This is a genomic window from Saccharothrix coeruleofusca (assembly GCF_014648515.1).
Taxonomy (GTDB): domain Bacteria; phylum Actinomycetota; class Actinomycetes; order Mycobacteriales; family Pseudonocardiaceae; genus Actinosynnema; species Actinosynnema coeruleofuscum.
This window is the reverse complement of the sequence record NZ_BMRG01000001.1, coordinates 610,148-636,358: the sequence shown is the minus strand read 5'-3', so window position 1 is coordinate 636,358 and position 26,211 is coordinate 610,148. Positions and strand designations below refer to the sequence as shown.

General features: G+C 73.5%; 26 protein-coding genes and 1 tRNA gene. 10 read left to right on the top strand and 17 right to left on the bottom strand.

All coding sequences use genetic code 11. The features are described 5' to 3' along the window. Positions 1–664 (bottom strand): AfsR/SARP family transcriptional regulator (locus IEZ00_RS03320; RefSeq protein ID WP_189221486.1); only part of this gene is annotated, 664 nt, incomplete at its 3' end. A gap of 148 nt (positions 665–812) precedes the next feature. Here IEZ00_RS03320 and IEZ00_RS03315 point away from each other — a divergent pair. Beyond that, positions 813–1,253: an RICIN domain-containing protein gene (locus IEZ00_RS03315; RefSeq protein ID WP_189221485.1), complete on the top strand. Its 441-nt coding sequence runs from the start codon at positions 813–815 to the stop codon at positions 1,251–1,253. 70 nt (positions 1,254–1,323) lie between these two features. On the opposite strand, the gene IEZ00_RS03310 is transcribed toward IEZ00_RS03315, so the two are convergent. From IEZ00_RS03310 to IEZ00_RS03275, 8 genes are all read right to left on the bottom strand, one after another. After that, on the bottom strand, positions 1,324–2,970 hold the full coding sequence (locus tag IEZ00_RS03310) for an acyltransferase family protein (protein WP_229794976.1): 1,647 nt from the start codon (positions 2,968–2,970) through the stop codon (positions 1,324–1,326). Positions 2,971–3,093: 123 nt separating this feature from the next. Further along, complete coding sequence (locus tag IEZ00_RS03305; RefSeq protein WP_189221484.1) at positions 3,094–4,200, bottom strand: acyltransferase family protein; 1,107 nt, start codon at positions 4,198–4,200, stop codon at positions 3,094–3,096. Beyond that, positions 4,197–5,138: a hypothetical protein gene (locus IEZ00_RS03300; protein WP_189221483.1), complete on the bottom strand. Its 942-nt coding sequence runs from the start codon at positions 5,136–5,138 to the stop codon at positions 4,197–4,199. Before IEZ00_RS03300 ends, IEZ00_RS03305 begins: the two co-directional genes overlap by 4 nt. Continuing rightward, entirely contained in the window at positions 5,131–5,775 is a 645-nt protein-coding gene (locus tag IEZ00_RS03295) for a hypothetical protein (protein WP_189221482.1), read from the bottom strand. The genes IEZ00_RS03300 and IEZ00_RS03295 overlap by 8 nt, the downstream gene beginning before the upstream one ends. 97 nt (positions 5,776–5,872) lie before the next feature. Then, positions 5,873–9,637, bottom strand: a complete 3,765-nt coding sequence (locus IEZ00_RS03290) for an FkbM family methyltransferase (protein ID WP_189221481.1) — start codon at positions 9,635–9,637, stop codon at positions 5,873–5,875. Continuing rightward, a complete protein-coding gene (locus tag IEZ00_RS03285) occupies positions 9,630–10,787 on the bottom strand; it encodes a hypothetical protein (RefSeq protein WP_189221480.1) in 1,158 nt (385 codons plus the stop codon). Before IEZ00_RS03285 ends, IEZ00_RS03290 begins: the two co-directional genes overlap by 8 nt. A 146-nt stretch (positions 10,788–10,933) precedes the next feature. Beyond that, positions 10,934–11,458: a type II toxin-antitoxin system RelE family toxin gene (locus IEZ00_RS03280; RefSeq protein ID WP_189221479.1), complete on the bottom strand. Its 525-nt coding sequence runs from the start codon at positions 11,456–11,458 to the stop codon at positions 10,934–10,936. A 4-nt stretch (positions 11,459–11,462) separates the two neighbouring features. After that, positions 11,463–11,771: a prevent-host-death family protein gene (locus IEZ00_RS03275; RefSeq protein WP_189221478.1), complete on the bottom strand. Its 309-nt coding sequence runs from the start codon at positions 11,769–11,771 to the stop codon at positions 11,463–11,465. A gap of 936 nt (positions 11,772–12,707) precedes the next feature. On the opposite strand from IEZ00_RS03275, the gene IEZ00_RS03270 reads away from it, so the two are divergent. Further along, a complete protein-coding gene (locus IEZ00_RS03270; RefSeq protein WP_189221477.1) occupies positions 12,708–14,444 on the top strand; it encodes an SdrD B-like domain-containing protein in 1,737 nt (578 codons plus the stop codon). Between the two features lie 58 nt (positions 14,445–14,502). Here the strand turns inward: IEZ00_RS03270 and IEZ00_RS03265 are convergent, their stop codons facing one another. The 4 genes from IEZ00_RS03265 to IEZ00_RS03250 form a co-directional block, all read right to left on the bottom strand. Continuing rightward, complete coding sequence (locus IEZ00_RS03265) at positions 14,503–14,709, bottom strand: hypothetical protein (protein WP_189221476.1); 207 nt, start codon at positions 14,707–14,709, stop codon at positions 14,503–14,505. Positions 14,710–14,798: 89 nt separating this feature from the next. After that, complete coding sequence (locus IEZ00_RS03260) at positions 14,799–15,227, bottom strand: OsmC family peroxiredoxin (protein ID WP_189221475.1); 429 nt, start codon at positions 15,225–15,227, stop codon at positions 14,799–14,801. A gap of 96 nt (positions 15,228–15,323) precedes the next feature. Beyond that, positions 15,324–15,396 (bottom strand) — tRNA-Gly (locus IEZ00_RS03255). 26 nt (positions 15,397–15,422) lie between these two features. Beyond that, complete coding sequence (locus IEZ00_RS03250; RefSeq protein ID WP_189221474.1) at positions 15,423–15,818, bottom strand: DUF7674 family protein; 396 nt, start codon at positions 15,816–15,818, stop codon at positions 15,423–15,425. Positions 15,819–16,045: 227 nt separating this feature from the next. On the opposite strand from IEZ00_RS03250, the gene IEZ00_RS03245 reads away from it, so the two are divergent. The 3 genes from IEZ00_RS03245 to IEZ00_RS03235 all read left to right on the top strand — a co-directional run bounded on the left by IEZ00_RS03245 (position 16,046) and on the right by IEZ00_RS03235 (position 18,941). Further along, positions 16,046–17,470: a sigma-70 family RNA polymerase sigma factor gene (locus tag IEZ00_RS03245; RefSeq protein ID WP_189221473.1), complete on the top strand. Its 1,425-nt coding sequence runs from the start codon at positions 16,046–16,048 to the stop codon at positions 17,468–17,470. A 142-nt stretch (positions 17,471–17,612) separates the two neighbouring features. Next, complete coding sequence (locus IEZ00_RS03240; protein WP_189221472.1) at positions 17,613–18,050, top strand: DUF983 domain-containing protein; 438 nt, start codon at positions 17,613–17,615, stop codon at positions 18,048–18,050. A gap of 27 nt (positions 18,051–18,077) precedes the next feature. Further along, a complete protein-coding gene (locus tag IEZ00_RS03235) occupies positions 18,078–18,941 on the top strand; it encodes an Fpg/Nei family DNA glycosylase (RefSeq protein WP_189221471.1) in 864 nt (287 codons plus the stop codon). Here the strand turns inward: IEZ00_RS03235 and IEZ00_RS03230 are convergent. Genes IEZ00_RS03230 through IEZ00_RS03220 form a run of 3 tightly spaced genes read right to left on the bottom strand, consistent with a single transcriptional unit; the run spans position 18,934 to position 21,630 of the window. After that, entirely contained in the window at positions 18,934–19,533 is a 600-nt protein-coding gene (locus IEZ00_RS03230; protein WP_189221470.1) for a LutC/YkgG family protein, read from the bottom strand. The two genes, IEZ00_RS03235 and IEZ00_RS03230, sit on opposite strands and share 8 nt — an antisense overlap. Then, positions 19,526–20,941: a LutB/LldF family L-lactate oxidation iron-sulfur protein gene (locus IEZ00_RS03225; protein WP_189221469.1), complete on the bottom strand. Its 1,416-nt coding sequence runs from the start codon at positions 20,939–20,941 to the stop codon at positions 19,526–19,528. Before IEZ00_RS03225 ends, IEZ00_RS03230 begins: the two co-directional genes overlap by 8 nt. Continuing rightward, complete coding sequence (locus IEZ00_RS03220) at positions 20,920–21,630, bottom strand: (Fe-S)-binding protein (protein ID WP_189221770.1); 711 nt, start codon at positions 21,628–21,630, stop codon at positions 20,920–20,922. The genes IEZ00_RS03225 and IEZ00_RS03220 overlap by 22 nt, the downstream gene beginning before the upstream one ends. A 93-nt stretch (positions 21,631–21,723) precedes the next feature. Here IEZ00_RS03220 and IEZ00_RS03215 point away from each other — a divergent pair, with 93 nt between their 5' ends. After that, positions 21,724–22,983 carry a sensor histidine kinase gene (locus IEZ00_RS03215; RefSeq protein ID WP_189221769.1) on the top strand — a complete coding sequence of 420 codons (1,260 nt, stop codon included), beginning with the start codon at positions 21,724–21,726 and terminating at the stop codon, positions 22,981–22,983. A 1-nt stretch (position 22,984) separates the two neighbouring features. On the opposite strand, the gene IEZ00_RS03210 is transcribed toward IEZ00_RS03215, so the two are convergent. After that, entirely contained in the window at positions 22,985–23,152 is a 168-nt protein-coding gene (locus IEZ00_RS03210) for a hypothetical protein (protein ID WP_189221468.1), read from the bottom strand. A 36-nt stretch (positions 23,153–23,188) separates the two neighbouring features. Between IEZ00_RS03210 and IEZ00_RS03205 the strand changes: the two genes are divergently transcribed. The 4 genes from IEZ00_RS03205 to IEZ00_RS36165 all read left to right on the top strand — a co-directional run. Beyond that, entirely contained in the window at positions 23,189–24,055 is an 867-nt protein-coding gene (locus IEZ00_RS03205) for a S49 family peptidase (protein WP_189221467.1), read from the top strand. Between the two features lie 61 nt (positions 24,056–24,116). Then, positions 24,117–24,977 (top strand): LytR/AlgR family response regulator transcription factor, encoded by an 861-nt coding sequence (locus tag IEZ00_RS03200; protein WP_189221466.1) that lies wholly within the window; start codon positions 24,117–24,119, stop codon positions 24,975–24,977. Beyond that, positions 24,974–25,411 (top strand): hypothetical protein, encoded by a 438-nt coding sequence (locus tag IEZ00_RS03195; protein WP_189221465.1) that lies wholly within the window; start codon positions 24,974–24,976, stop codon positions 25,409–25,411. Before IEZ00_RS03200 ends, IEZ00_RS03195 begins: the two co-directional genes overlap by 4 nt. A 1-nt stretch (position 25,412) precedes the next feature. Beyond that, a partial coding sequence (locus IEZ00_RS36165; protein ID WP_444544471.1) for a sodium:solute symporter family transporter occupies positions 25,413–26,211 on the top strand: 799 nt, incomplete at its 3' end.

Genomic DNA, 26,211 nt, shown 5'->3' with positions numbered 1-26,211 from the left:
GCTCGCGCGTCGCCCGGCAGTGCGCCAGGGCTTCGGCTTGGCGGCCGCAGCGGTACCAGGCGAGCACCACCTGGCAGGCGGCGCGTTCGTCGAGCGGGTGCGCGGTGGCGGTGGCGACGATGTCGGCGAGCCGGTCGGCGTGCAGACCGGCGCACAGCAGCAGGTCGTTGCGGTGCAGCTCGGCGGCGAGCCGCTCCTGGTCCAGCCGTGCCGCCACCTCGGCGAACCAGGGCGTGTCCGCGCCTTCGAACGGGCGGCCGCGCCACAGCGCCAGCGCCCCGTCGGCGGCCTCCAGCGCTTCGTCGCCCGTGCGGGCACGCGCGCACAGCTGGCGGAACAGGTGCAGGTCGACCGAGGACGGGTCGGCGGTCAGCACGTAGCCCCCGGCCCGGCGGACCAGGGCCGCGCCCGCGGGGGCGACGGCCCTGCGCAGCCGGGACAGGTGGCTGTAGAGGGCGTGCCGGGCGCGCGGAGGCGGCTGCTCGCCCCACACCCGGTCCACCAGCTCGTCGGCGGGCACCACCCGGTTGACGTCGACGAGCAGGGCCGCGAGGACGCTGCGCTGGCGGGGCTGCCCGACGTCGACCGGCTCACCGCCGACCAGCGCTTGGACCGTGCCCAGCACGCCGAAGGCGGGCGAGGGCACCCGCTGGACACTCCGCACCACCTCACATCGGCGCGGGGGAACGCCGCGCTGAGCACTCGACCGTGTGATTCACCGTGCCCGACCAGGCACGCAGGGTTTCCGCAGGGTCCGGTCGGCACCGTGGTGGCACCACGACCCGCCGGGTCGGGACACCGAAGGAGGGACCATGCGCAGGACGATCGCCGCCATCGCGCTCGTGCTCGGGGCGACAGCTCCCGCCGCGAGCGCGCACGCCGCCGAGGGCGACTTCATCGACCGGTACCACAACGTGGCCACCGGCCGGATGCTCGACGACAGCTTCGAGCACGGCTTGCGCGTCATGCCGGACTACGGCAACGACCACCAGGCGTGGCACGTCCACCCCTGGGAGGACGGTGCGGTCGAAATCCGCAACGTCGCGACCGACCGCTGCCTCGACGACAGCTTCGAGTTCGGGCTGCGCACCCATCCGTGCAACCAGATGGCGTTCCAGAACTGGTTCGGGATCGTCTGGGAGGACAAGACGGTGACGCTGGTGAACAAGGTCACCGGCCGGGCCGTGGACGACAGCTTCGAGCACGGGTTGCGGTCCTTCGAGCGCAACGACGGCCCCTGGCAGCGCTGGTGACCACCGCCCCTGTCGTGCCCGTCGAGGGGTCGGGCACGGCAGGGGCGGCCCTGACGGTCGGGGGTGGCCTCTAGCGGGCGCGGGTGCCCTTCTCCTTGGCGTGGTTGGCCAGCAGCGAGGCCACGGTGACGGCGGGCGCGTCGTCGTCCTCGCGCAGCCTGCGGCGGCGGGGCGGGTCGGGCTCGGCCGCCTGCTCGACGACGGGCTCCACGACGGGCTCCGCGACCGGTTCGACGACCACGGTGGGTGGCTCGACCGGGCGCCGCGGGGGACGCCGGACGGGCGCCTCGGGGGTGAGCCGTCCGCGCAGCCGCTGCTCGACGTCCACGCGCGGTTCGGGGGCGCGGCGCGGTTCCGGAGCACGGCGCGGTTCGGGGGCAGGGCGCGGTTCGGGAGCGCGGCGCGGCGGCGGCTGCCGGTCGGGGACCGGCCTGACGGGTGCGGCTGCGGGCGGGGGCGCGGCGAGCGGGGGCCTGCGCCTCGGCGGGCGCGGCGCGGGGGGCACCGGCGGGAGGACGTCGGTGCTGTCGTCGTGCTCGGGCTCCTCGTCCTCCGCCTCGAACTCGTCCTCCAGCTCCTCCAGATCCTCCAGTTCCTCCCATTCCTCCGGCTCGGGTTCGGGCTCCGGTTCGGGCGCGGGCTTGGGCGCGGGCTTGGGCGCGGGCTTGCGGGACAGCCTGCGCGCCAGCGCGTGACTGGGCTTCTCCACGTACCGGTAGCTCAGCTCCACCACGCCGAACGTCGCGGCCACCGCCAGCGGCACCGCCAGCAGCAGCGGCACGGCGGGCCGCACCAGGTCCAGCACCGCGAAGGCGACCACGCCGTGCAGCAGGTAGATCGAGTAGCTGCGCTCGGAGAGCGCGGTCCACAGCTTGCGCTCCCGCAGCCGGGGCTCGGCGAACATGCCGAGCAGGAAGAACAGCACCGCGACGGCCAGCGCCAGGTTGTAGGAGGTGTCCAGCCTGCCCAGGTCGAGGTGCTCGGCCAGCACGTAGAGGGCCCACGCCAGGCCGCCGAAGGTCCACCCCAGCCACAGCGGCACCCGCTTGCTCGTGGTCGCCCAGATGATCTGCCCGATGAGCGGGATCGGCAGGTAGGAGACGTTCACCGCGAACAGCGCCCACGAGTCGCCGAACTGCCGGGCGCTCATCATGACCACGAACACGAAGGTCAGCTGCCCGGCCAGGGCCAGCCACGTCCAGCGCTTGAGCACCGGCAGCACCAGCACCAGCAGGGCGTAGAAGATGAGCTCGACGACCAGCGTCCAGGCCACCCCGACCAGCACGACCTGCGGCACGATCAGGTAGTTGATCACCAGCGAGTTGGTCAGCACGGTCAGCCAGGTGACCTTCGGCTCGCCCGCGCCCGCCAGCGGCTGCGCGCCCAGCGAGACCACGGCGGCGGTCAGCAGGACCGCGAAGATCATCGGCACGTAGACCCGGACCAGCCGGTTGAGGCCGAACCGCCGCTGCCCCTGGCGCAGCGCGATCGGCGTCACCACGAACCCGCTGACCAGGAAGAAGAACGGCACCGCGATCTGGCCGATGCCCTGCGTCCCCATGTGCATGGGATCGCTGGTGAGGCTGTCGACGAAGTCGACCGCCGGGGTGGGGCCGACCTCCTGCTTGGCCACCCACTGCTCGGCGAGGTGGCTGTAGAAGACGAGCAGGGCGGCGACGCCGCGACCGATGTCGATGAACGCGATGCGCGCCTTCACGGATGGCGCCTCCGCCTGCGGTGCGCTTGTGCCGTTCAGGGACCGCCCCCCTCTCCGGTCACCGCTCCCCGGCCCAGGATGGTAACGGACCGCTCTCGGCTGAGCACCGCTATCGGGACGTCGTCACCGCGCGGACCGCCGCTTCTCCCAGCGGCGCACCGCCCGGTCCGCGGGCACCTCGACCCACCGGTGCAGCGCTTCTGCCAGCAGCACGGCCCACGCCAGGCCCAGCACCGCGACCAGCGTGTGGTCCAGGTGCGGCATCAGCGCGTCGTAGAGGGGGTACATGGCGCTCAGGTGCACCAGGTAGATGGCGTAGGTCCGCTTCGACCAGCCGCGCACCACCGCCGACCGGCTGACCGGTCCTCCCGCCGCCACCAGCAGCACCACCAGCAGCGTCGCCACCAGCAGCGTGCGCGGCATCGCCTCGCCCTGGAACGTGTAGCCGCCGACCTTGTCCGCCCAGGTGAACAGGGTGAAGTGCACCGCCCCGATGGCGGTGGCCGCGACCGGGCCCACCTTGCGGGAGTGCGCCAGCGAGATCAGCTGCCCGATGCACACGACCGGCAGGTACACGCCGAGCTTGCCGATCTGCTGCGCCATCGCGGTCTGCACGCCGTTGTTCAGCAGCAGCAGCACGAACGACAGCAGCGCCAGACCCAGCGGCGGCACCCAGGGGCGCCTGCGCAGCACGGGGATGGTCAGCGCGACGTAGCAGTAGAAGGCGACCTGGATCTGCAGCGTCCAGGTCACCCCCGCCAGGGCGACCTGCGGGCTCTGGAAGAAGTTGGCCAGCGCCAGGCCGCTGAGCAGGTCGCCGAGGTCCAGCGGGCCCTCGCGCTCGGCGGAGACCCGCAGGCCCAGGTTGATCAGCGCCCACGCCAGCGCGGTGACCACCCACAGCAGCGGCAGCAGCCGCACCACGCGCTTGCGCAGGAACTGCAGCGGTCGCTCGCGGTCCGCCACGTGGGTCACCACCACCCCGCTGACCAGCAGGAACAGGGCCACCCCCAGGAAGGACAGGCGAGGGTTGAGGTGCAGGGGGTCGACGAGGCCCCGCTCGACGAGCTCGGCGAGCCAGAACTCCTCGTGGTTCAGGGCGAACCAGGCGGACAGGTGGGTCAGCACGACCGCGCACGACGCGATCACGCGCAGCAGGTCCAGCCCGTGCAGGTACTCGCCCGCCCCGGTGGTGGTGGCAGGGGCCCGCTCGGTCGGCGACGAGGTCATGCCGGGCCCTCCGCCCAGCGGTGCACGGCCTCGCCCGCCAGCCCCGCCGCCAGCACCCCCGCGGGCACCGCCACGAACGCGGGCACCAGGGAACCCAGCGCTTCGAGCACCGCGTACCCCACCACGGGCACCGCCAGCGCCAGCGGCAGCGCCCGCTCGGCCAACCAGCGCACCGGCCGCACGTGCTCGACCGAGGCGCCCCTGGGCACCGCGATCAGGAACAGCAGCAGCGCGATCGCCGCACCCAGGGCGTGCCAGTACCCGCCGACCTCCGGGAACACCCGGTCGGCCACCGCCACCACGGCCAGGCCCGCCACGCCGAGCACCACCCCGCGCGGCGCGGTCACCCGCCCGGTGCCGCCCAGCCGCGCCAACCGGCCCAGCAGCGGCAGCGGCAGGTACGCCGCCACCAGCCCCAGGCCGGGCAGCAGGCCCGCGCCGCCGGCGAGCACCAGCGCGCACGCGGCTTCCAGCAGCACCAGCAGGGCCAGCGCGGGGTGCCGGCGCAGCAGCGGGAGCAGCGCCACCTCCAGCACCCCGAACAGCACCAGCGCCGCGACCGGGGCGATCACCTCGGCGTCGAGCAGCGGTCGCGCGCCCACCGCGACCAGCAGGGCCGCCGCGAGCGCCGCGCAGGCCAGCGGCACGCCACCGCGCAGCAGCCGAAGGGCCAGGCCGCGTCGATCGGCCTCGGAGCCCTCCGCGACGTGGTACCCGCAGGCCATCAGGAGCAGGGCCACGCCGAGGAACCCGAAGTCCTCGCCGAGACCGGTGGGCCGGTTCACCCAGTCGCGGATCGCCACCACCGCATCGGGCAGGGCGTCGTGCCTGCTCAGCCACAGGCCGACCAGGTAGCTGTAGGCGACCGCGCACACCCCCGCCGCGGTTGCCGCCCGAACGCCGGGGGACGTTCCGGCCCGCGTCCCGACTTCACCCATCGGCGGGTAGCGCGGTCAGCTGCTTGGCCACCAGCGCGCCGAACCGGGCCAAATCGGCCGAGGTCCGGGCGTTCAGCTCGACCCGCACGACCAGGTCGGCGTGGGTGTAGTGGGCGCGGGCCGTCGGGCGCGCCCCGGCGTCGCCGCCCCTGGCGGGATCGACCTCGGTGATCCGGTGGACCCCCTGCTCGGGGTCGCGCCGCTGGAGGCCGAACCGCGACTGGAGCCCGTCGAGCTCGTCCGCCGCGCGCAGGGCGGCGGCCCGGTCGGCGACCTTGACCACCACGGCCAGCACCCTGCCCTCGGGGCGCCGGGACGCCACGGTCATCCGCGCGGCCCCCGCCCCCGCGGCTTCGTAGGCCCTCACCTCGGCCGGGCTGAGGAAGTCCAGCGCCCGCACGTCCGGGAAACCGCGCACGTGGGAGTAGTCCTCGGTGCCCGCGTCGAAGTCGGCCAGCGCCAGCGGGTCGGCGGCCAACCTGCCCGCCTCGCCGGTGGCCGGGAGGTTGCGGGCGGTCGCGGGCAGCGGCACACCGCCCCACGCGACCCACGCCCCCACCGCCGCGGCCGCGAACGCCACGACGATCAGCAGCGTGCCCGCGACGGGAGCGCGCGCGGGTGTCCGAGCCTGTTCCACGCGGTGGTGCCTCCCGTCGACGCGACCCCTGGGATGATCGGGGGTCGCGTCGATTGTGCAGGTCGATCAGGCGTCCGTCCCGTGAAACGCGGGCAGGTCACAGCCCCTGTTCAGGCCGTAGCCAGAGGGTCACGAACCCGCTGTCGGCCGCGTCTGCCAGGCGGATCAGCTCCTCGTCGGACCGCTCCTCCGCGCCGCCGTCGTCGTCGACCAGCAGCGGCGCGTACCCGAGCTTGCGGTAGCCGAGCAGCACCTGCGCCGCGTCGTCGCCCAGCTCGGCGATCGCACCGGGGCAGAACTCGCACACCACGTGCGGGCGGTCGCGCTCCAGCACCGCGGTCAGCCCGGCCAGCGCCCGGTGGTCGCGGCCCTGCAGGTCCACCTTGACCAGCGAGATCCGCTGGTCGGTGACCTCGGGCCTGCCGTCCAGCCGCACCGCCGGGACCACCACGCCGCCCACCGACTCGTCGGCCGCGTCGTGCGCCCGGTGGTCGCCGCTGTTGTCGCCCTCGGACTGCACCAGGCGGATGCTGCCCTGCGCGTCCCACGCCGCCACCGGCAGCACCGACACCAGGCCCGCCGCCTCCGGGGAGAGGTTGGCCGCGATGTTGCGGCGCAGGTACTCGGCGTTGACCGGGTTGGCCTCCACGGCCACCGCCGAGGCGACGCCGTTGGTCCGCTGGAGCAGCCGCAGCGTGTGGTAGCCGACGTGCGCGCCGATGTCGAGGAACGTCCCGTCGCCCACCAGCTCGGCCATCAGGTCGGCCTCGGCGCGCTCCCAGGACCGGTGGTAGGCCAGCCACGGCAGCACCACCGCGTCGACCGGGAGCAGCAGCGCGCCCGCGTCGCACAGCACGACCTCCGCGCCCGGCGGCACCGGGGCGTGCCGCAGCCGCGCCGCGTCCTGCACCGCCGACAGCTCCTTGACCACCTCGACCAGGCGCTTCTCGTCCTCGTCCAGCCGCAGGTCGCGCTCGGCGAACATGCTGAACGCCTTGCGCTCGCCCTCGTCCAGCCGCGCGGCGACCCGCTCCAGCCGCTCGTCGACCCGCTGCTGCAGCTCGCCCAGCTCGTCGCGCACGGCACTGGCGGCCTCCTGCCCGGCGCGCGCCGCCTCACGGGCGGTCTCGCGCGCGGCCTCGGCCAGCCCGACGCCCGCCGCGGCGGTGCCCTCGACGGAGGCCAGCCTGCCGCTGAGGCCCTCGCCCGCCGAGCGCGCCGACTCCACGCCGGACTCCACCGCCTCCAGCCGGGACACCAGCTCCTCCAGCGTGCCCTCGACCCCGTCGACGAGCGCGCCCATCACCTTGCGCTGGTGCACGTCGTAGTGGTCGATGGCGCGCAGCACCGCGCGTCGCATCGCGGGAGCCAGCGGCAGCCGCGACGGCGCACCCGCCTCGGCCCGCCACAGCAGCGCCTGCCGCGACTCGCGCAGCCGCCGCAGCGGGTCCTGCTGCTCAGGCGCGGGGGCCTGCTCGGGGGCGCTGCCCTCGGCGCGGGCCCGCCAGGTGTCGAACGCCTGGCGCAGCCGCGCGCGCACCCAGTCCGCGGCGGCGTCCATCGACCGGGTGCGCAGGATGCGCTCGCGGGCGGCGCGACCGCGCCGGGCGGCCTCGGCCGGGTCGTCCGCGATCTCGCGCATCGCCGCCGCGGCGGCGTCGAGGTCCGGTTCGGCCCACAGCGCGTCCGGCGGGTAGGGGCCGTTGCCCTTGCCGACCGGGACCAGCCGGTGCGGCACCGGCCAGCCGGTCTCCCGGTCCAGGAACTCGGCGGTGCTGGAGTAGTCGGTGGAGATCACCGGCATGGCCCGCGCCATCGCCTCGGCCACGGTCAGCCCGAAGCCCTCGCTGCGGTGCAGCGACACGTAGCAGTCGCTGCTGGCGTACAGCTCGTGCAGCTCCGGCACCGACAGGTAGCGCTCGACCAGCTCGATGCGCGGGTCGCCCGCGATCCGCACCCGCAGCCGCTCGGCGGTCTGCGGGTTCTTGGCCCCGTTGATGGCCTTGAGGACCAGCCGCACGTCGTCACGGCCCTCGAAGGCGCGCTGGAAGGCGTCGACCAGGCCCCACGGGTTCTTGCGCTCGCCGATGCTGAAGAAGTCGAACGCGAACAGGAACCGCACCGGGTCGCCGGGGCGGCGCGGTGCCCGGTCCACCGGGCCGGGGTCGCGCACCGGCACCGGGATCGCCCTGACCGGCACCGGCGAGTGCGCGGCGATGGCCTCGCGGCAGAACTCGCTGATCGTCCACACCTCGTCGACCAGGTCGAAGGCGTGGTGCATCGAGGCGGGGAACCGCTCGAGCTCCCACGCCCACAGGCCGATCCGGTACCGCTGGTGGCCGACCTGCGGCCTGCGCTCCAGCACCGCGCCGGTCTGGTCGGCGTTCACGCACAGCAGGCTGACCGGGAACCGGGGCTCACCCGCGGTGGCGGGCCGCTCCAGGCCGGTGCGGTTGGCCACCAGGCGGTCCTCGACCACCGAGGCCACCGGCACGCCCGCCGCGGTGATCGCGTCGTGCACGATCCGGCCCATCTCGCCGACGCCCAGCTCCGCGGTCAGGTAGCCGACCACGTTGACGCCGAACTCGTCCACCGGGTCGGCCAGTGGCTCCGGCTCGGCGGGCACCGCCCACTCGGGCAGCTGCTCCTCGGTCAGGCCCGAGGTGGCGCACCAGGAGCGGAACGCCTCGGCGTCGCGGCCGTGCGGCTGCGGGAACGCGGCCCGCAGGTCGGGGCGGCCGTTCCAGACGGCCTGGGCGACCCGGTTGAGCGCGGTGCCCAGCGGGGCGTCCTCCGGCGGACCGGCCAGCCAGCGGCGCAGCGCCGCCCCGCCGTCGGGGCCGAAGGCGTGCGGCGGGGGCTGCTCGCCCTTGCGCTCGGCGCGCACCCACGCCTCGCGGTACAGCGACCGCATCGCCGGGGTGAGCCTGGTGCCGTCCGGCATCTCGGCGAAGCCGTACGGGATCGACTCCAGCGTCTCGGCGTAGCCGTTGGCCTGCAGCGCGGCGCGGTAGGCGTCGCACAGCTCGCGCACGGTCGGGTGCTCGGAGAGCACCACGCGCGGCCGGTGCGGGGTGTGCTGGGACAGCAGCCAGGGGCGTTCCGGCCGGTAGCCGCTGTAGTGGAAGAACCGCAGCCGGTGGCCGCCCGCGGTGAGCACGCCGTCGGCGTCCCGCTCGACCGGGCGCTCGTGGACGTTCCAGTAGGCGACGTTGAAACCGGGGTCGCGCAGCACGTGGTTGCCGAACAGCGCGGGCACCTGGTCCACCCACCGCTGGTCGGTGAACAGCTGCCGCTCGGGCGCCACGATCGCGTCGTGCCGCAGCCGCTCGGCCCAGAAGTCCAGGAACGGGCCGGAGCCGGGGCCGGTGGCCACGAAGCCGAGGTTGAAGATCCCCGAGCCCATGATCGCCGCTTCGCTCGGGTCCTTGCCGTCGCGCGGCAGCGGGTTGAGGAAGTGCGGGGTGAGGACCACGCCGTGGGCGCGGGCCAGCGCGGGCAGCTCCGGCATCGGCGCGAAGACCTGGATGTCCGGGTCCAGGTACATCACCACGTCGGAGTGCTCGCGCAGCTGCCGCAGCAGGTACGGCTTCACCGCCGTGGCCAGCTCCGTGACGTTGTACGAGGTCGCCATCCGCAGGTAGTCGTCCTCGTCGATGCCGGTGGCGTCCGGCCCGACCGAGCGCAGCCCGCCGGAGCGCTCCGCCCAGCCGCGCGGGGCGTCGATGACCGCGATGACGAACTCGTCGTCCGGGTGGTGCTCCAGGTAGGAGGCGGCCAGGACGCGCGCCGCGGGCAGGTAGTTGCGCGCGACCACGGTGCAGGCGGTGACCCGGCCGTGGCCGGTGGTCGGCTCACCCATCGGCCGCGAGCGCCTCGAGCTGGGCGTCCAGGACTTCCTGGAAGTTCTTCTGCGCCGTCGCCAGGTCCTTGCCGGTGACGTCGATGCGCACGATCAGGTCCTCGCTGCCGTAGTGGCCGCGCACGCGGGCCGCCTGGCCGTTCTTGGTGTCGATCTCGGTGACCAGCACGCCCTTGGGGGCGCCGGTGGCGGGCGTCATGCCGTTGCTGACCTGGATGTCGTACAGGCCCGAGGCCGCGGTGGCCGCCGCGTCGGCGTCACTGGCCTGGACGATCAGCACGATGCCGGTGGCGTTGTCCGCCAGCGCGGTCTGGGCCAGCTTGGTGTCGCTCGCGCCCGCCGTCGTGTAGAGCTGGGCCTCGGTGTCGAGCAGGTACTTCAGGCCGGGGACGGCGGAGAAGTCGGTGACCGCCTTGTTGGTGGTGGCCTTGCCGGGCAGCTCGCCGACCGCCAGCGGGTCCGGCGGCGCGCTCGGCGTGGTGCTGGTCGACTGGGTCGGCGCGGTGCTGGTCCCGCCGCCCGCGGTGGACGAGGACTCGCCCCGGCCCCAGATCCAGTACGCGCCGAAGGCGATGCCCGCCAGCAGGACCACGGCCAGCACGATGCCGATGATCTTGCCCTTGCCGCCGCCGGACTCGTCGAAGACCTCCGGCCCCTGGGCGATCCAGCTGGGGTTCTGGTCGCCGTAGCCCTCGCCGCCCCACGGCGGGGTGGTCACCGGGGAGCCGGTCTGCCAGCCCTGCTGCTGCTGCTGCGGCAGCGGCCCGGACTGCGCCGGGGGCACCGGCCGGACGTACTGGGTGCGCTCGGCGTCGGCCGACTGGCCGCCGGTGACCACCTGGGTGGCGTCCGGGTTCGGCGGCTGCGGCCTGCCGGTGTTGACGACCTGGGTGGCGTCGGGGTTGGGCTGCTGCTGGGGCTGCCCGCCGGTGTTGACCACCTGGGTGGCGTCGGGGTTCGGGTGGGCGGGCGTCGGCTCCCACCGGAACGGCGGCGCGAACGGACCGCTGCTCGTCTCCGGTTGCGGGGTCGGGGTGCCCCTCGACGCCGAAGAGAGCAGCTCGTCCCGACGACGGCGGTAGTCGTCAGCGCTGATGCGACCCTCCGCCAACGTCCGGTCGAGCTCCGCCAGGTCCTCTTGCCAGGACATTCCGCTCCTCCAAGGTTGCCGCGCGAGCGTCATTGTTGCCTATGCGCGGGCGCGGGTTGCCGGCATCCGGCACTTGTGATGCTGTCGTTGCCGGAGCCGGTGCCGCGCTGGAGGCCCGGCGGCGCGGGGGCGGCGCGGCTCAGCGGCTACCGGGGAGGCGGGGCGCTGGTGAACGCCGCCCAGAGGTCCACAGCTTGCTCCAGGTCCAGCGCCGCGACCTTCTCGCGGGGGATGCCCGCGGTGTGGATCAATCGTTGGGCGAGCCAGTCGGGTACCGGCTCACCGCGTCGCTCCTCTGCCACGCGGACACCACCCGCGCGGCGTCCGAGCCTGTCGATCACGTCCGCGAGGCGCTGGAGCCGCGGATCGCCGCCTGCCGCGGCGGACACTCGTGCGGCGGCCTCCGCGTACACCTCGGCGTCACTCCTGACACCGACGCACCAGATCTCGCAAATCTCGACCGAACCGTCCTCGGCGAGGCGGTAGACGATGCGCCAGTGCTTGCGTCCCACCACCAACTTGCGGAATCCCGTGAGCTGCCCGCCAAGCGGATGGCCTGCCTCCGGGTCGTCGAGGAGGATCAGAACCTTCTTGAGAACCCTGGGCACCAGATCGGGCCCGAGTCGACGCAGGTCGTCAACGGCCGCGTCGGTGAAGACGATGTCCGTCATCAGGTCAGTCGTCTTCCTCCACCGCGGCGAGCGATTCCCGTGTGTGTCCGAAAGCCGTGAGGACATCGTCGAGCGAGGTGCGTCGACCGGTGTCCGCAGCCGAGCGCGCGAGCACCAGTGCCAGGTCTCGCAAGTCCGCCTCGGCCTCCTCGATCTCGGCCAACCGGTGGAAGCCGACCACGGCGGCCACCGGGCGGTGGTGGCGGGTGACTACGAGGGCGTCGCCGTGCTCGGCATCCGCGACCAGCCCCGCCACACCCCGCTTGGTCGCCTCGGTAACCGTGAGTTCGCGAGCGTCGTTCAACGCGGCCATGCCAGCCACTGTACAGAAATCTGTACAGTTAGTCATCCGGCGTGGTGATCGAGGGCGCCGCTGGTGGCGGTTCCCGTGAAGAGAGGCGGGTCCAACGAGCCTGTTCCAGCATGGACTGCCTGCCTCGTGCCATTGAGGCGGACATTTGTCCGGTGGGGTCGGCACGATGGATTCGCAGGGCCTCCGAGGGGGCGCGGGGAGAACGCTTGGTCTGCTGCCGGACCCTTCCCTTTGTGGATGACGCACCCTCGGCCTCCTCGGGGGCTTTGTCGCCGGATGTCTTCTACGGTCCACCGCGGAATCCGGCAGGCGATCCGCGTCACCGGGCAAGTCGAACTCACGGTCCCTGGCGTCTCCTCGTGTTGCCCAGGGGCCACGGCAGGACCGCTGCCAGGCGTGCGTCACCGCTTCGTTGATCGCGAAGTGGACCCGGAGCAGCTTGTGCTCTGCCACGCGGGGATGGTCCTCCTCGCCCCGTTTACCCGATTGGGTGACCCTTTTCCTCCGTGGGGATTCCTGTGCTCTCGTGTGAGCTTACAACCTTTCCGGTGAACATTCCGATAGCACTCCGTAATGACGGATCGTTGATCGACACGGTCGGGTGTACTGCTGCTCGCAAGAATGATTTCGCTGGCTGGTGAAGACTTTTTCGTTCATGCTGTTCCCGTGTCCCGACCCCGCTCGCCGCGCGGGTCCTGGGCAGGGGACCCGCGGCGTCGCAGCAGCGGGCGGAGGGGCACTGAACCGCCTGTTGGACGGGCGTGGTCCGGGCAGGCGGTGGGGCCCGGTGGCGGTCACGGGGCGACCGCCACCGGGTCATCCGAGAGCTTCCTCGGGTGGTTCGGACCACCCGGCGTGGCCGAATCGTTGTTTGAGCCTCCGAGGTGGGCGGGTTAGCTTTCCTGCGTTCATTCCACCTCAGGGGGCATTAAACCTGTGAACGCGCTCGTCGCGCGCCGCTTGGCGCGAAGATCAACTGTTCTCGCGGCCGCGGCCACCTTCGCGCTGTGCTCGACCGCTCACGCACAGGAAACCAGCGGCGCGGTGCCGACCGGCACCTCCCAGGCCCCGTCCGGTTCCTCCGCCCCGGAAACGCCGAAATCGGCGGACAAGGCGGACGTCAGCATTTCGGCCACCGTCGTCGGCGGTCCGTACCTGGTCGGTGAGCAGGTCCCGGTCGACGTCGTGATCACCAACCGGGGTGGCGCGGACGCCACGGCGGTGAAGGCCAGCGCCTACTCCACCTCCGGCTCGTCCTTCTCCGTCCAGCCCGACCAGTGGGGCGACCTGGCCACCTGGCCGGGGCCCGGCATCACGCTGCCCGCCGGGCAGCGGCGGGTGCTCACCGTGCGCGGCGAGGTCCGGAACTGGGACGGCGTCGCGGCGGTGCGGTTCGCCGTGCACTCCGCCGAGGACAACGGCTGGGACGGCAACAACTACGCCGACCTGGTGCTCCCGCTGCGCGACCCCGGCTCAGCCACCGACTCCGTCGCGGGCGTGGTCTACGGCGACGGCAACGGCAACGGCGCGCCGGACGCGGGCGAGGCGCTGGCGGGCGTGCCCGTGAGGCTGGCCATGTGGAGCGAGAACCGGACCGCCACGACCGACGCGGAGGGCCGCTTCCGGTTCGACGGCCTGCCCGCGCGGGTCTACCACCTGACGATCTCCGACGCGCCGGGCGGCTGGGTCGTGGACGGCGCCTCGTACGCCGCCGTCCGGGCCGACGGCAACGGGTCGGCCGCCAACCTGGTCTACCGGGCCCGGCGTCCGCTGACCGATCAGCTCTCCGCCTCGATGCGGTTCACCCGCGACACCTACCACGTGGGCGACCGGGCGCGGGTGGAGGTGACGCTGACCAACGGCGGCCCGGCCGACGTCACCGGGGTCAAGACGTTCTGCGACCGCAGCGGCGGCGAGGGGCCGGAGCTGCGCGAGGTGGACCTGGGCGAGCTGAGCTGGGACGCGCCGGGGGTGACCGTGCCCGCGGGCGGTTCCCGCACCTTCACCATCAGCGGCAGCGTCTCCGAGGAGAGCGGCGAGTACGGCGGCGTGGCCTACGGCTGCGACTTCGGCCCGCAGGAGTTCCCCGAGGGGCACCCGGCGGCGTACGCGGTGGCCCGTGTCGCCGCTCCGCCCGCCGACACCTACCTGGTGATCTACCACGACCGCGACGGCGACTGGACCGCGGCCGACGACGAGCGCGTCCGGGACGTGCCGGTGGGCCTGGTGGACGCGCAGAGCGGGGCGCTGGTGGCCAAGGCGCGCACGGATGGCACCGGTCGGGTGGACTTCCGGGGTGTGCAGGCGGGCCCGTACCGGGTGAAGGTCTACGGACCGTGGCGGCTGACCCACCCGGAGACGATCACCTTCGTCGGTTCCTGCCGCAACTGCACCGGCCTCCACCTGACCGCGGTGCCCGGTCCGGAGGTGCCCGAGGAGGACGTGTCCTCGGAGGTGCCCGCGGACGTGCCCGCAGCGGCGCCCACGGGTGCTCCGAACTCGACGACCGCCGCCCCGGCCGGGCGGGCGGAGGCCGACGGCGGCGGCACGTCGACCGGTGAGGGCCTGGCGCGGACCGGCGCGAGCGTGCTGGGGCTGGGTGCCCTGGGGGCGCTGGTGCTGGTGGCGGGCACGGCCGCGCTGGTGCTGGGGCGCAGGCGCGCCAGGGGCTGACCCGCGCGGCTGGTCGGCGGGCGGTCCCCTGGGACGGGGGCCGCCCGCCGCCGCGTGGTCAGCCCTTCTTGGTCAGCAGGCCGGGGCCGACGATGCGGCGGGCGATGCGGCGCAGGGTGCTGCGCTTCTTGACGGGCTTGGCGGGGGCTGCGGCCGCGGGGGTGGTGGGAGCTGGCTGTGCCGAGGGGACGGCGACGGGTGCGATGCGCACGGTGGGGAAGTCGTTGCGGGGCTGGGACTGGTCAGGCTCCTGGCTGAACGTCACGGTGCGATCTTGCCAAACCGCGCGGAGCCGCTCGCATCGGGAATCGATGGAATCACCGGTGCGGGCCACCGGCCCGCACCGGCGACCGGTCACTCCGCCAGCGCCGCGTCCAGCGTGATGGTGGTGCCCGCCAGCGCCTGGCTGACCGGGCAGTTCTTCTTGGCCGTCTCCGCCGCGTCGGCGAAGGCGTCGGCGTCCAGGCCCGGCACGACGGCGCGCACGGTCAGGTGGATGCCGGTGATGCCGGTGCCCACCTGGAACGTCACCTCGGCGGAGGTGTCGAGCTGCTGCGGCGGGTTGCCCGCCTGGGCCAGGGCGTGCGACAGCGCCATCGAGTAGCAGGAGGAGTGCGCCGCGGCGATCAGCTCTTCCGGGCTGGTCTTGCCGTTGGCCTGCTCGGACCTCGACGGCCAGTCCACCGCGTGGGTGCCGATGCCAGAGGACTCCAGGGTGACAGCGCCGCTGCCCTCCAGCAGGCTGCCTTCCCAGTGCGTGGTGGCCTTGCGGGTGGTGGCCATGTAGCTGCTCCGTATCGAGAGGAAACCTTTGCGGAGCGAACCTTATCGATGAACGAAGAGGCCGGCTCTCCGGGGAGAACCGACCTCTTCGTGACGAGCGGATGACGAGACTCGAACTCGCGACCCTCACCTTGGCAAGGTGATGCGCTACCAACTGCGCTACATCCGCCTGTTGGGGACAACTATAGCGGACGTTCACACCGCGTTTCGACCGGGGGGTGGTGATCCTGACAACAGCCGGTCCACCTCGGTCAACCGCTCCTGGGGCCAGCGCCACTCCCACAGGGGGCGGACCTTGGCCACCACCTCGGCGGGCAGCCACGGCGCGACCTCGTCGCGCAGCTCCCACTCGTCGAAGACGTGCTCGTAGAAGCTGACCACCGCGGCGTTGGACAGGAACTGCTCCTGCTGGAAGCACCAGTGGGCGAAGCCGTACACCCGGCCGAGCACCTCGTGATCACCCTCGCGGTGCGCCTCCAGCGCGAGCTGCCACAGCTCCGACAGGAACACGTGGCACGACCAGGACTCGCGCTCGACGACCGCGCTCAGCTCTGGCAGGAGTGCGCAAGCCCTTGCGCGCCAATCGACCACACGGCGGGAGGCTACCCGCCACCGGGCGCCGGGGAGAGCACTCGACGCCGAGCCGTAACCGGGTCGTCACCGGTGGCGTACCGGAGGGCGGGTGCACCGGTTGGGCCGAACGGCTCACGACGAACGGGTGGTATTGGCTGTCGGCTCGCTATCGGCCCGAGGGTTACCGACCGGTTGTGGCATCTTGGCCGAGTAGTGCTCAGCAGGGGCGGGAGGTGCCGGGCACGATGGCCGAGGACGCCGATTTCGACCGTGAGCTGCTCGCCAGGGTCCGCGCGGGCGAGGACACCGCCTTCGGCGAGCTGTTCTCCCGCCACTCCGACGCGGTGCGCCGGTTCGCCCTGCGGCACGTGCGCGAGCACGCCGAGGCCGAGGACCTGACCGCCGAGGCGTTCTTCCGGGTGCTCCAGGCGATCCGCCGGGGCAACGGCCCCACCGACCACGTGCGCACCTACCTGCTGACCGTGGCCCGCCGGGTGGCCTGGGAGTGGAGCGGGCGCAGGCGCGACGTGCCGGTGGCGGACGAGGAGCTGAGCAGGCGGGTCGAGCCGTTCCCGGACGCGACCGCCGACCGCGCCGAGCACACCCTGATCTCCCGCGCGTTCACCAGCCTGCCCGAGCGCTGGCGCAGCGTGCTGTGGCGGGTCGAGGTGGAGGGCGAGCGGCCCGCCGCGGTCGCGCCGCACTTCGGCCTGAGCCCGAACGCGATGGCCGCGCTGGCCCGCCGCGCCCGCGAGGGCCTGCGCGCCGCCTACCTGCAGGCGCACCTGGCGGCGGGGGCGGACGGCGGGCCGCGCGCGTGCAGCTCGGTGGTGGCCAAGCTGGGCACCTACACCGCGGGCGGGGTGCAGGGGGCCGAGCAGCTGCGCATCCGCAAGCACCTGCGGACCTGCGCGTCCTGCAACGCGCTGCACGCCGAGCTGGTCGAGGTCTGCTCCACGCTGCGCGCCCACGCCGCGATGCTGGCCGTGCCGGTGGCGGCGACCGCGGTGATCGCCCCGCACGCGACCGCGGCGATCACCGCGATCGGCGGCGTCGCGGGCAGGCTCAAGCTGGTGCTGACCACCGCCGCGTCGGCCGCGGCGGTCGGCCTGTTCGGCATGGTGGCGGGCACGTTCACCGGGGGGCCCGGCCCGGCGCTGGTGCAGCCGGGGCCGAACGCCCGGCACGGGGAGGACGTGCTGGCGCTGGCCTCCACCACGACCGCCGCCGAGGTCACGGTCACCGGCGAGGCCACCAGCCGGGCGCGGCCGCACGTGGAGACGGCGGCGCGGACGCAGCGCGCCGGGACCGGGACGCCCCCGCCGACGACCGGCGGCGGCGCGGTGGTCACCTCGACCACGCCGGTCGCGCCGACCAGTGCGGCGGACCAGTCGCGGCGGTCGTCGCCCCCGGAGGGGAAAGCCGAGGGGCAGTCCTCCGGGCAGGTGGTCGACGGCACCCCCGTGGAGACGGCGGGCACCGAGGCCCAGCTGCTCAAGCAGTCCTCCACGCCCGCCGATCCCACCGGCGCGGACCCCACCGGCGCGGACTCCACCGGCACGCACTCCACCGGCACGGAGAAGGCCAACACCGTGATGCGCACCTCGGAGCCCGCGACCACGCCCACGACGGTGACGCTGCGGCCCACCCCCACCCCGCGCTTGCTCTGAAGAGTGGGCCGGAGATCTCCGCGCGTGCCGGATCGATCACGGCACGGCACAATCACGGCCACGCGGTTCACCCTCGGGGCGCAAGGCCCGGCGGGTACCGTGGGGACACGCTGGGTGACCGCTCGACGTCGAGGAGACGGGCATGACACGGCTGGTGCGCGGCGCGGACGGCCGGATGTGGACGGTGCGCAGCCAGGTGGAGTGGCGCAACCCGGCCGCCGACGCCGACTTCGAGCACGACGTCAGCGGCGGCCAGGGGCCGGGGGTGCTGATGCTCGCCGTGGTCATCGCGCTGGCCGTGGTGCTGGTGGCCTGGAAGCCCGCGGACGTGGTGGTGCCGGGGTGGCTGATCCTGGCGCTGCTGCTGATGTTCCTGTTCTTCCCGGCCCGCTGGGCGCTGCGCAGGCCGTGGCTGGTGGTGGCGGAGTCCAAGGCGACCGGTGACGACCTGCCGCCGGAGCGCTGGGTGGGCTACGTGCGCGGCGTGCTGACCGTGCGCAACGAGGTCCGGACCATCGCCCGCAAGATCGAGATGTACTCGCTGCCCGACATCGAGGGGCCGCTGCAACCGGTCGACTGATCGCGACCGGCGGGCCACACTGTCCCGGTGCCGGAACTCCCCGAGGTCGAGGCCCTGGCCCACCACCTGCGCGAGCACGCGGTCGGCCGCGTGGTGGCGCGGGTCGACGTGGCGTCCCCGCAGGTGCTCAAGACGTTCGACCCGCCGGTGACCGCCCTGCACGGCCGGGAGGTGACCGGCGCGGGCCGCTTCGGCAAGCACCTGGACCTGGACTGCGACGGGCTGCACCTGGTGGTGCACCTGGCGCGGGCGGGTTGGCTGCGCTGGTCGGACACCGTGGCCGCGGCGCCGCCCAAGCCCGGCCGGGGGCCGCTGGCGCTGCGCGCGCACCTGGGTCCGCCGGGGCGGGGGCCGGGGTTCGACCTGACCGAGGCGGGCACGAAGAAGGGCCTGGCCGCGTGGGTGGTCCACGACCCGGCCGAGGTGCCCTCCGTCGCCAGGCTGGGCCCGGACGCGCTGTCGCTGGGCCGGGCGGAGCTGGCCGAGCTGCTCGCCGGCCGCACCGAGCGGCTGAAGACGGCGCTGACCGACCAGGCGCTGCTGGCGGGCATCGGCAACGCCTACTCCGACGAGATCCTGCACACCGCCGGGCTGTCGCCCTACGCCACGGCGGGCAGGCTGTCGGCGCAGGCGCTGGACCGCCTGCACGAGGCGGTGATCGGCGTGCTGACCGACGCCGTGGCGCGGTCGGTGGGGCAGTCGGCGGCCCGGCTCAAGGGCGAGAAGCGCTCGGGCCTGCGCGTGCACGGCCGCACCGGGCTGCCGTGCCCGGTGTGCGCCGACACGATCCGCGAGGTCTCCTTCGCGGACAAGGCCTTCCAGTACTGCCCGACCTGCCAGACCGGCGGCAGGCCGCTGGCGGACCGGCGGATGTCGCGGCTGCTCAAGTAGCGCGCACCAGCACGACTTCCAGCCTGCGCGGCCCGTGCACGCCCTCCACCCGGTCCAGCTCGATGTCGCTGGTCGCCGACGGCCCGCTGATGAAGGTCAGGGGGCGCGACGGGTCCAGCCGCGCCAGCGCCTGCGGCACGCTGCCCGCCACCTGGTCCTCGCGCACCACGCACACGTGGTGGTCGGGCAGCAGCGTCAGCGCCCGCCGCCCCTGGCCGACCCCGCCGTCGAGCACGATCGTGCCGGTGGGCGCGATGGCCGCCGCGCAGCCGGTCAGCACGCCGTCCGCGCCGTCCAGTGCGGCCACCGGCAGCGGCGGCGAGTCGACCAGCCAGGTCACGCCGGGCACCTGCCACGGCAGGTCGGCGGGCACGGCGATCCGCTTGCCCGCCAGCAGCCGCGCCAGCAGCGGCACCAGTTCGTCCGGCCCCACCTCGTGCACCGCCGCCCGGTAGTGCGCGACGCGCTCGGCCAGCAGCGCCAGCGAGGCGTCGCCGGTGCGCTCGTAGTCGCGCGGCACCTCCGGCGGGGTGGGCCGGTCGCGCAGGGCCGCGCGGACGCGGGCAAGCACCTCGGAACGCGCGTCAGCCACGGTTGCGCCTCCACCACTCGCGGAACGACTCGCGGGGCGGCACGGGCGCGTCGCGCGAGGCCGTCCACACCGCGCCCGGTCCGGGCAGCCGGGAGATGCGCCCGTCCCGGCCCAGGAAGCGGGCCAGCGACCCCAGCCGCTGCGCCCGCTCGTAGCGGGCGGGGTCGCCGAAGACCCAGGCGGCGGCGGCCATCGCCACCGACTCGGCCGTGCGGCCCCTGGCGGACACCACCCGCGCGCGCAGGTGGGTGAGCACCTCGGGGATGTCGATGCGCACCGGGCACACCTCGAAGCACGCCCCGCACAGCGACGAGGCGTACGGCAGCGACGCGGCCTGCGCGTCGTGCGGGTCGTCGACCAGCTGCGGGGTCAGGATCGCGCCGATCGGGCCGGGGTAGACCGAGCCGTAGGACTTGCCGCCGGTGCGCTCGTAGACCGGGCAGACGTTCAGGCAGGCCGAGCACCGGATGCAGCGCAGCGCCTGCCGCCCGGTCGGGTCGGCCAGCGTGGCGGTGCGGCCGTTGTCCAGCAGCACCAGGTGGAACTCGGCGGGTCCGTCGCCGGGGGTGACGCCGGTCCAGACCGAGGTGTAGGGGTTCATCCGCTCGGCGGTGGAGGAGCGCGGCAGCAGCTGCAGGAACACCTCCAGGTCCTGCCAGGTCGGCACCAGCTTCTCGATGCCCATCACGGTGATCAGCTTCTCCGGCAGGGTCAGGCACATCCGCCCGTTGCCCTCGGACTCCAGCACCACCACCGAGCCGGTGTCGGCGACCGCGAAGTTCGCCCCGGAGATCGCCACCTTGCAGGACAGGAACTTCTCGCGCAGGTGCGCGCGCGCCGCCTCGGCCAGCTCGCGCGGCGCGTCGCCGGTCGCGGCCAGTCCCGAGCGGCGGAAGATCTCCCTGATCTCCGCGCGGTTGCGGTGGATGGCGGGCACCAGGATGTGCGAGGGCCGGTCGTCGCCCAGCTGCACGATCAGCTCGGCCAGGTCGGTCTCCACCGCGCGCACGCCACCGGCCGCCAGCGCCTCGTTGAGGCCGATCTCGGCGGTGGCCATGGACTTGACCTTCACCACCTCGCGCTCGTCGCCGACCAGCCGCAGCACGATCTCGTTGGCCTCGGCGGCGTCGCGCGCCCAGTGCACCACGCCGCCGCGCGCGGTCACCGCGGCCTCCAGCCGCTCCAGGTGGGTGTCCAACTCGGCCAGCACGCGGTCCTTGATCGCCTCGCCCGCCCGCCGCAGCCGCTCCCAGTCCGGCAGCTCGGCGACGGCGGCGGCGCGCCTGCCCCGGATGGTCGTGGTGGCGTTGCGCAGGTTGCGGCGCAGCTGGGTGTCGGCCAGCGCGGTGCGCGCCGCCTCCGGGAAGGCCGGGCTGCCCAGCCAGGTCACCGGGTTGCGGGTGCCCAAGGGTCCTCCTCCGTGCTCGCCAGGATCTCCGCCAGGTGCACCGGGCGCACGCCCGCGCGCAGCCGGGACAGGCCGCCGCCGATGTGCATCAGGCACGAGTTGTCGCCCGAGGTCAGCACTTCCGCGCCGGTGTCGAGCACGCAGCGCATCTTGTCGGCCAGCATCGCGGTGGAGGTGTCGGCGTTCTTCAGCGCGAACGTGCCGCCGAACCCGCAGCACGACTCGGCCAGCGGCAGCTCCACCAGCTCCAGCCCGCGCACCGCCCGCAGCAGCGCCAGCGGTTTGTCGCCCACGCCGAGCACCCGCAGCGAGTGGCACGTCGGGTGGTAGGTGACGCGGTGCGGGAAGTACGCGCCCACGTCGGTGACGCCCAGGACGTCCACCAGGAACTCGGACAGCTCGTAGACGGGGACGCCGCCCGCGCCGAGCTTCGGGTGGACCTCCCGCGCCATGCCCGCGCACGAGCCGGAGGGCGTCACCACCGCGTCGTACCCGGCGAACACCGAGGCGAACGAGCGCGCCAGGCCCTCCGCGTGCGCGGCGTAACCGGTGTTGAAGTGCATCTGCCCGCAGCAGGTCTGGTCCAGCGGGAACTCGACCGCGCGGCCCAGCCGCTCCAGCAGCCGCACCACCGCCCTGGCCGTCGCCGGGTACAGCGTGTCGGTCAGGCACGTGGCGAACAGCGCGATCCTCTCCACGGCACCCACTGTGGCCGGCGAATGATCGGATGTCTACCGGTGCGGGGGTGAGACCCCTTGCCCGACGCGCCCGCAACCCAGAGCATGGACGCCGTGCGCGACCTCCTTACTGAGCGTGCGGTTCTCGGTCTCATCGCCACCCTGGCCGTGCTGGGTCTTTTCGTGATGCTGTGCCGCGCCCGACGGGTGAGCACTTCGGTCGAGGACGCCGTGATGGACATGCTGCACCGCATGTCCAAGGCGTCCGCCGACCTGCGCGAGGGCCTGACCCAGGAGGCGGCCGACAAGGCCACCCCCCACCTGCGCGAGATGTTGCGCTGCGTGGCCGTGGGCATCACCGACCACGAGGGCACCCTGCTGTCGTGGGACGGCGAGGCCAACGACCACTACGTGTGGCTGCGCGAGTACATCGAGCGCGCCATCGGCGAGGGCCACAAGGAGCACGTCGAGCACGCCAAGCTGGACTGCGACCAGACCGGACCGTGCCCGCTCAGCAGCGCGGTGATCGTGCCGCTGGTGGTGGAGGGCGAGGTCGCGGGCACCCTGATCGTGGTCAGCGGGGTGGCCCACAAGCGGCAGATCCGCATCGCCGAGGAGACCGCGCGGTTCGTCTCCACCCAGCTGGAGCTGGAGGTGCTGCAGAAGTCCCGGCAGGCGCTGGCGCAGGCGGAGGTCAAGGCGCTGCGGGCGCAGATCTCCCCGCACTTCGTCTACAACGCGCTGAACACGATCTCCTCGCTGATCCGGACCGACCCGGCGCAGGCGCGCGAGCTGCTGCAGGAGTTCGCCGAGTTCACCCGGTACTCCTTCCGCACCGACGGGTTCTTCACCACGCTGGCCGACGAGCTGACCAACATCCACCGCTACCTGACCATCGAGCGGGCCCGCTACGGCTCGCGGCTGAACGTGCGGCTGAAGATCGCGCCCGAGGTGCTCCAGGTGGTGCTGCCGTTCCTGGTGCTCCAGCCGCTGGTGGAGAACGCGGTGCGGCACGGCCTGGCCAAGAAGCCCGGCGGCGGGCTGCTGACCGTGATCGCGGAGGACAACGGGGCCGAGGCGCTGATCAGCGTCGAGGACGACGGCGTCGGCATGGACCCGGACCGGCTGTTCGACGACCTGAAGGACGCCCACCAGACCGGCGCGCACGTGGGCCTGGGCAACATCAACCAGCGGATGCGCGCGGTGTTCGGCGACGAGTACGCGCTGGTCGTGGAGACCGCGCCGGACGCCGGGATGAAGATCATCCTGAAGATCCCGAAGTACCGCCAGGGCGTGCGCACCAACCTGCCGCTGGTCCCCCCCAAGCTCGACGACACGGCCGAGCAGCCCGCCATCGGCGTCTAGCTCACCCCGCCGCGATGGCCAGCGCGCTGACCAGCATGACCCCGCACGCCGACCAGATCACCCACATCCAGTAGACCTGCATCGGGGTCGGACCGTCCGGGTTCCGGCGGCCGCGATCGTCCCACCACTCGACGTACCGCTCCAGCCATCGGATCGGGTTGAACGTCACGCCCCGATGTTAGCTGCGCCACGTATGGTCGAGTGCATGAGCGTGACGGACAAGATCGCGGCCAGGCTGCCGAAGATCGTCAGCGAGCGGAGCGAGCGCGGACCAGTGGTGGCGGCCGTCCGGCTGCACGGCGTCATCACCCCGACCCCCACGCCCATGGCCCGCAACACCATCAGCGTGCAGACCGTGGAGACCGCGCTGACCCGCGCGTTCGACCACGACCGGCTGGTCGCGGTGGCGCTGCTGATCAACTCGCCGGGCGGGGCGCCCACCCAGTCCGCGCTGATCGCCGAGCGGGTGCGCGAGCTGGCCGCCAAGAAGCGGGTGCCGGTGCTGGCGTTCTGCGAGGACCTGGCCGCCTCCGGCGGCTACTGGCTGGCCTGCGCGGCCGACGAGATCTACGCCCACGGCACCTCGCTGGTCGGCTCGATCGGCGTGGTCAGCGCGGGCTTCGGGCTCAACGGGCTGCTGGAGCGCTACGGCGTGGAGCGCCGGGTGCACACCGCCGGGGATCACAAGGTGCGCCTGGACCCGTTCAGCCCGGAGAAGCCGGAGGACGTGGAGTGGCTCAAGGGCCTGCAGGTCCAGCTGCACGAGCAGTTCGCGGCGTGGGTCCGCGAGCGCCGCGGCGACAAGCTGGTGGGCACCGACGACGAGCTGTTCAACGGCGAGATCTGGACCGGCGCGAAGGCCGCCGAGCTCGGCCTGGTCGACGGGATCGGCACGCTGCGCGGCGTGGTGGCCAAGCGCTACCCGGACGCCGAGATCGCCGTCGCCGAGCCGCGCAAGCCGCTGCTGGCCCGCCTCGGGCTCGCCGGCGCCACTACACGATCGGGGGACTTCTTCGCGGAGGGGCTGGCGGCGCTGGAAGAGCGGGCGCGCTGGTCGCGATTCGGCTTGTGAGCCCCCGGTCGCGCCGCCGCGCCCCGACCGGCGTGGACACGACCGATGGTCGGTGGGCAAGATGCGCGGCACAGTGAGCAGCCCAGTGAATACCCCAGTGAGCAGCGCCGGCCTCCTCGTCCTGGCGGTGGACGACGAGGCGCCCGGCCTGAACGAGATCCAGTTCCTGCTGGAGAGCAGCCCGCACATCCGCCGCGTGCTCACCGCCTTCGACGCCGCCGAGGCGCTGCGCATCCTGCGCGGCGACTACGACGTCGAGGTGATGGAGCGGGCCAAGGCCGGGCTGCCGCCGGTGGACGCCGTGTTCGCGGACATCAACATGCCGGGGCTCAGCGGCACCGACCTGGCCCGCGTGCTGGGCGCGTTCCGAGCGCCGCCCGCGCTGGTGTTCGTCACCGGCGTGGAGCACTCCGAGGCCGTGGTCGCGTTCGAGGTCGGCGCGCTGGACTTCGTGACTAAGCCGATCAACGAGGACCGGGTCAACAAGGCCATCTCGCGGGTGGTCGACCGGGTCTCGCTGACCCCGGCGGGCGCACCGGAGCCCGCGCCCGTCGACGCCGCCGAGGACGAGGTGATCCCGGTCGAGCTGGGTGGCACCATCAAGCTCGTGCCCAGGGCCAGCGTCCGCTACGTCGAAGCGCAGGGCGACTACGCGCGCCTGCACACCAGCGACGGGCAGAGCCACCTGGTGCGCATCCCGCTGGCGCAGCTGGAGGAGCGCTGGGAGAACGCCGGGTTCGTGCGCATCCACCGGTCCTACCTGGTGGCGCTGCCGCTGGTGACCGAGCTGAGGATGACGTCGAACGGGTACGCGGTGGTGATCGGCAGCGGTGACGGCGCCAAGGAGCTGCCAGTCAGCCGCAGGCACACCAGGGAGCTGAAGGAGCGGATCGTGCGGCCCCCGAAGAGCGGTTGGGGATGACCAGGCACTCCGGACCGCCCGGCCAGCCGGAGCAGCCGCAGCCGGGCGAGCGGGACGCGTGGCTCTCGGTCGGGGCGCGCAGGCCGCGCCGCAGGCGCGTGGTGCTGGCCGACCCGAAGGGCCGCGGCCGGGTGCTGCGCACGATCATCGAGCTGGAGGAGCAGACCAGCGTCGGCGAGAAGCTGGTCCGCGACCTGATCCGGACGCAGCTGCGCACCGCGCTGCTCGGCGGCTCGGCGCTGGTGGCGGTGGCGCTGCTGCCCGCGCTGTTCCACCTGTACGACGACGTGTCGCGGGTGCAGCTGCTGGGGGTGCGGCTGCCGTGGGTGCTGCTGGGCCTGCTGCCGTTCCCGCTGTTCTACGGTGTGGGCTACGTCTGCCGCCGGGCCGCCGAGCGGCACGAGCGCGACTTCGTCAACATGGTCGACCGCTGACATGGTGCAGAACATCTGGAGCCTGAGCCTGGTCGTGCTGGTCGCGGCGCTGACCTTCCTGCTGGGCTACGTGGGATCGCGGCGGGCCAACACCACACCGGACTTCCTGGTGGCCCGGCGCGCGATCCCGGCCACCCGCAACGCCGCCGCGATCTCCGGCGAGTACCTGTCCGCCGCGTCGTTCCTGGGCGTGGCCGGGCTGGTGCTCAAGGACGGCATCGACGCGCTGTGGTACCCGATCGGGTTCACCGCCGGGTACCTGGCGATGATGCTGTTCGTCGCCGCGCCGCTGCGCCGCTCCGGCGCCTACACCCTGCCCGACTTCGCCGAGGCCCGGCTCGGCTCGCGCGAGCTGCGGCACGTGTGCACGTTCTTCGTGGTGTGCATCGGCGTGCTGTACCTGGTGCCGCAGCTGCAGAGCGCGGGGCTGACGCTGAACACGATCACCGGCCTGCCGGTGTGGCTGGGCGGCGTGGTCGTCGCCGTGATCGTCGTGGTCAACGTGCTCGGCGGCGGGATGCGCGCCATCACCCTGGTGCAGGCGTTCCAGTACTGGGGCAAGCTGTTCGCCGTCGCCGCCCCGACGTTCGTGCTGTTCGCGGTGTTCCTCGCCGGTCCGGGCAACGGCGCGCAGGACGTGGACGACCAGGGCGTGCTGCGGTTCCACCAGGACACCACGATCACCACCACCGAGCCGGTGCGGGTGCGGGCGGTGCTGCCGATGGAGCTGGAGGTCGTCGGCCAGGTCAACGGCGCGCTGGCCAACGGCCCGGTGTACTGGACGCCGCGGGTCTACGAGG

Coding starts and splice junctions, on each gene's coding strand:
- IEZ00_RS03315 (WP_189221485.1), top strand. CDS start 813: ATGCGCAGGACGATCGCCGCCATCGCGCTCGTGCTCGGGGCGACAGCT.
- IEZ00_RS03205 (WP_189221467.1), top strand. CDS start 23,189: ATGAGCGTGACGGACAAGATCGCGGCCAGGCTGCCGAAGATCGTCAGC.
- IEZ00_RS03260 (WP_189221475.1), bottom strand. CDS start 15,227: ATGGCCACCACCCGCAAGGCCACCACGCACTGGGAAGGCAGCCTGCTG.
- IEZ00_RS03215 (WP_189221769.1), top strand. CDS start 21,724: ATGGACGCCGTGCGCGACCTCCTTACTGAGCGTGCGGTTCTCGGTCTC.
- IEZ00_RS03305 (WP_189221484.1), bottom strand. CDS start 4,200: ATGACCTCGTCGCCGACCGAGCGGGCCCCTGCCACCACCACCGGGGCG.
- IEZ00_RS03290 (WP_189221481.1), bottom strand. CDS start 9,637: ATGGGTGAGCCGACCACCGGCCACGGCCGGGTCACCGCCTGCACCGTG.
- IEZ00_RS03195 (WP_189221465.1), top strand. CDS start 24,974: ATGACCAGGCACTCCGGACCGCCCGGCCAGCCGGAGCAGCCGCAGCCG.
- IEZ00_RS03285 (WP_189221480.1), bottom strand. CDS start 10,787: ATGTCCTGGCAAGAGGACCTGGCGGAGCTCGACCGGACGTTGGCGGAG.
- IEZ00_RS03245 (WP_189221473.1), top strand. CDS start 16,046: ATGGCCGAGGACGCCGATTTCGACCGTGAGCTGCTCGCCAGGGTCCGC.
- IEZ00_RS03240 (WP_189221472.1), top strand. CDS start 17,613: ATGACACGGCTGGTGCGCGGCGCGGACGGCCGGATGTGGACGGTGCGC.
- IEZ00_RS03275 (WP_189221478.1), bottom strand. CDS start 11,771: ATGGCCGCGTTGAACGACGCTCGCGAACTCACGGTTACCGAGGCGACC.
- IEZ00_RS03280 (WP_189221479.1), bottom strand. CDS start 11,458: ATGACGGACATCGTCTTCACCGACGCGGCCGTTGACGACCTGCGTCGA.
- IEZ00_RS03300 (WP_189221483.1), bottom strand. CDS start 5,138: ATGGGTGAAGTCGGGACGCGGGCCGGAACGTCCCCCGGCGTTCGGGCG.
- IEZ00_RS03200 (WP_189221466.1), top strand. CDS start 24,117: ATGCGCGGCACAGTGAGCAGCCCAGTGAATACCCCAGTGAGCAGCGCC.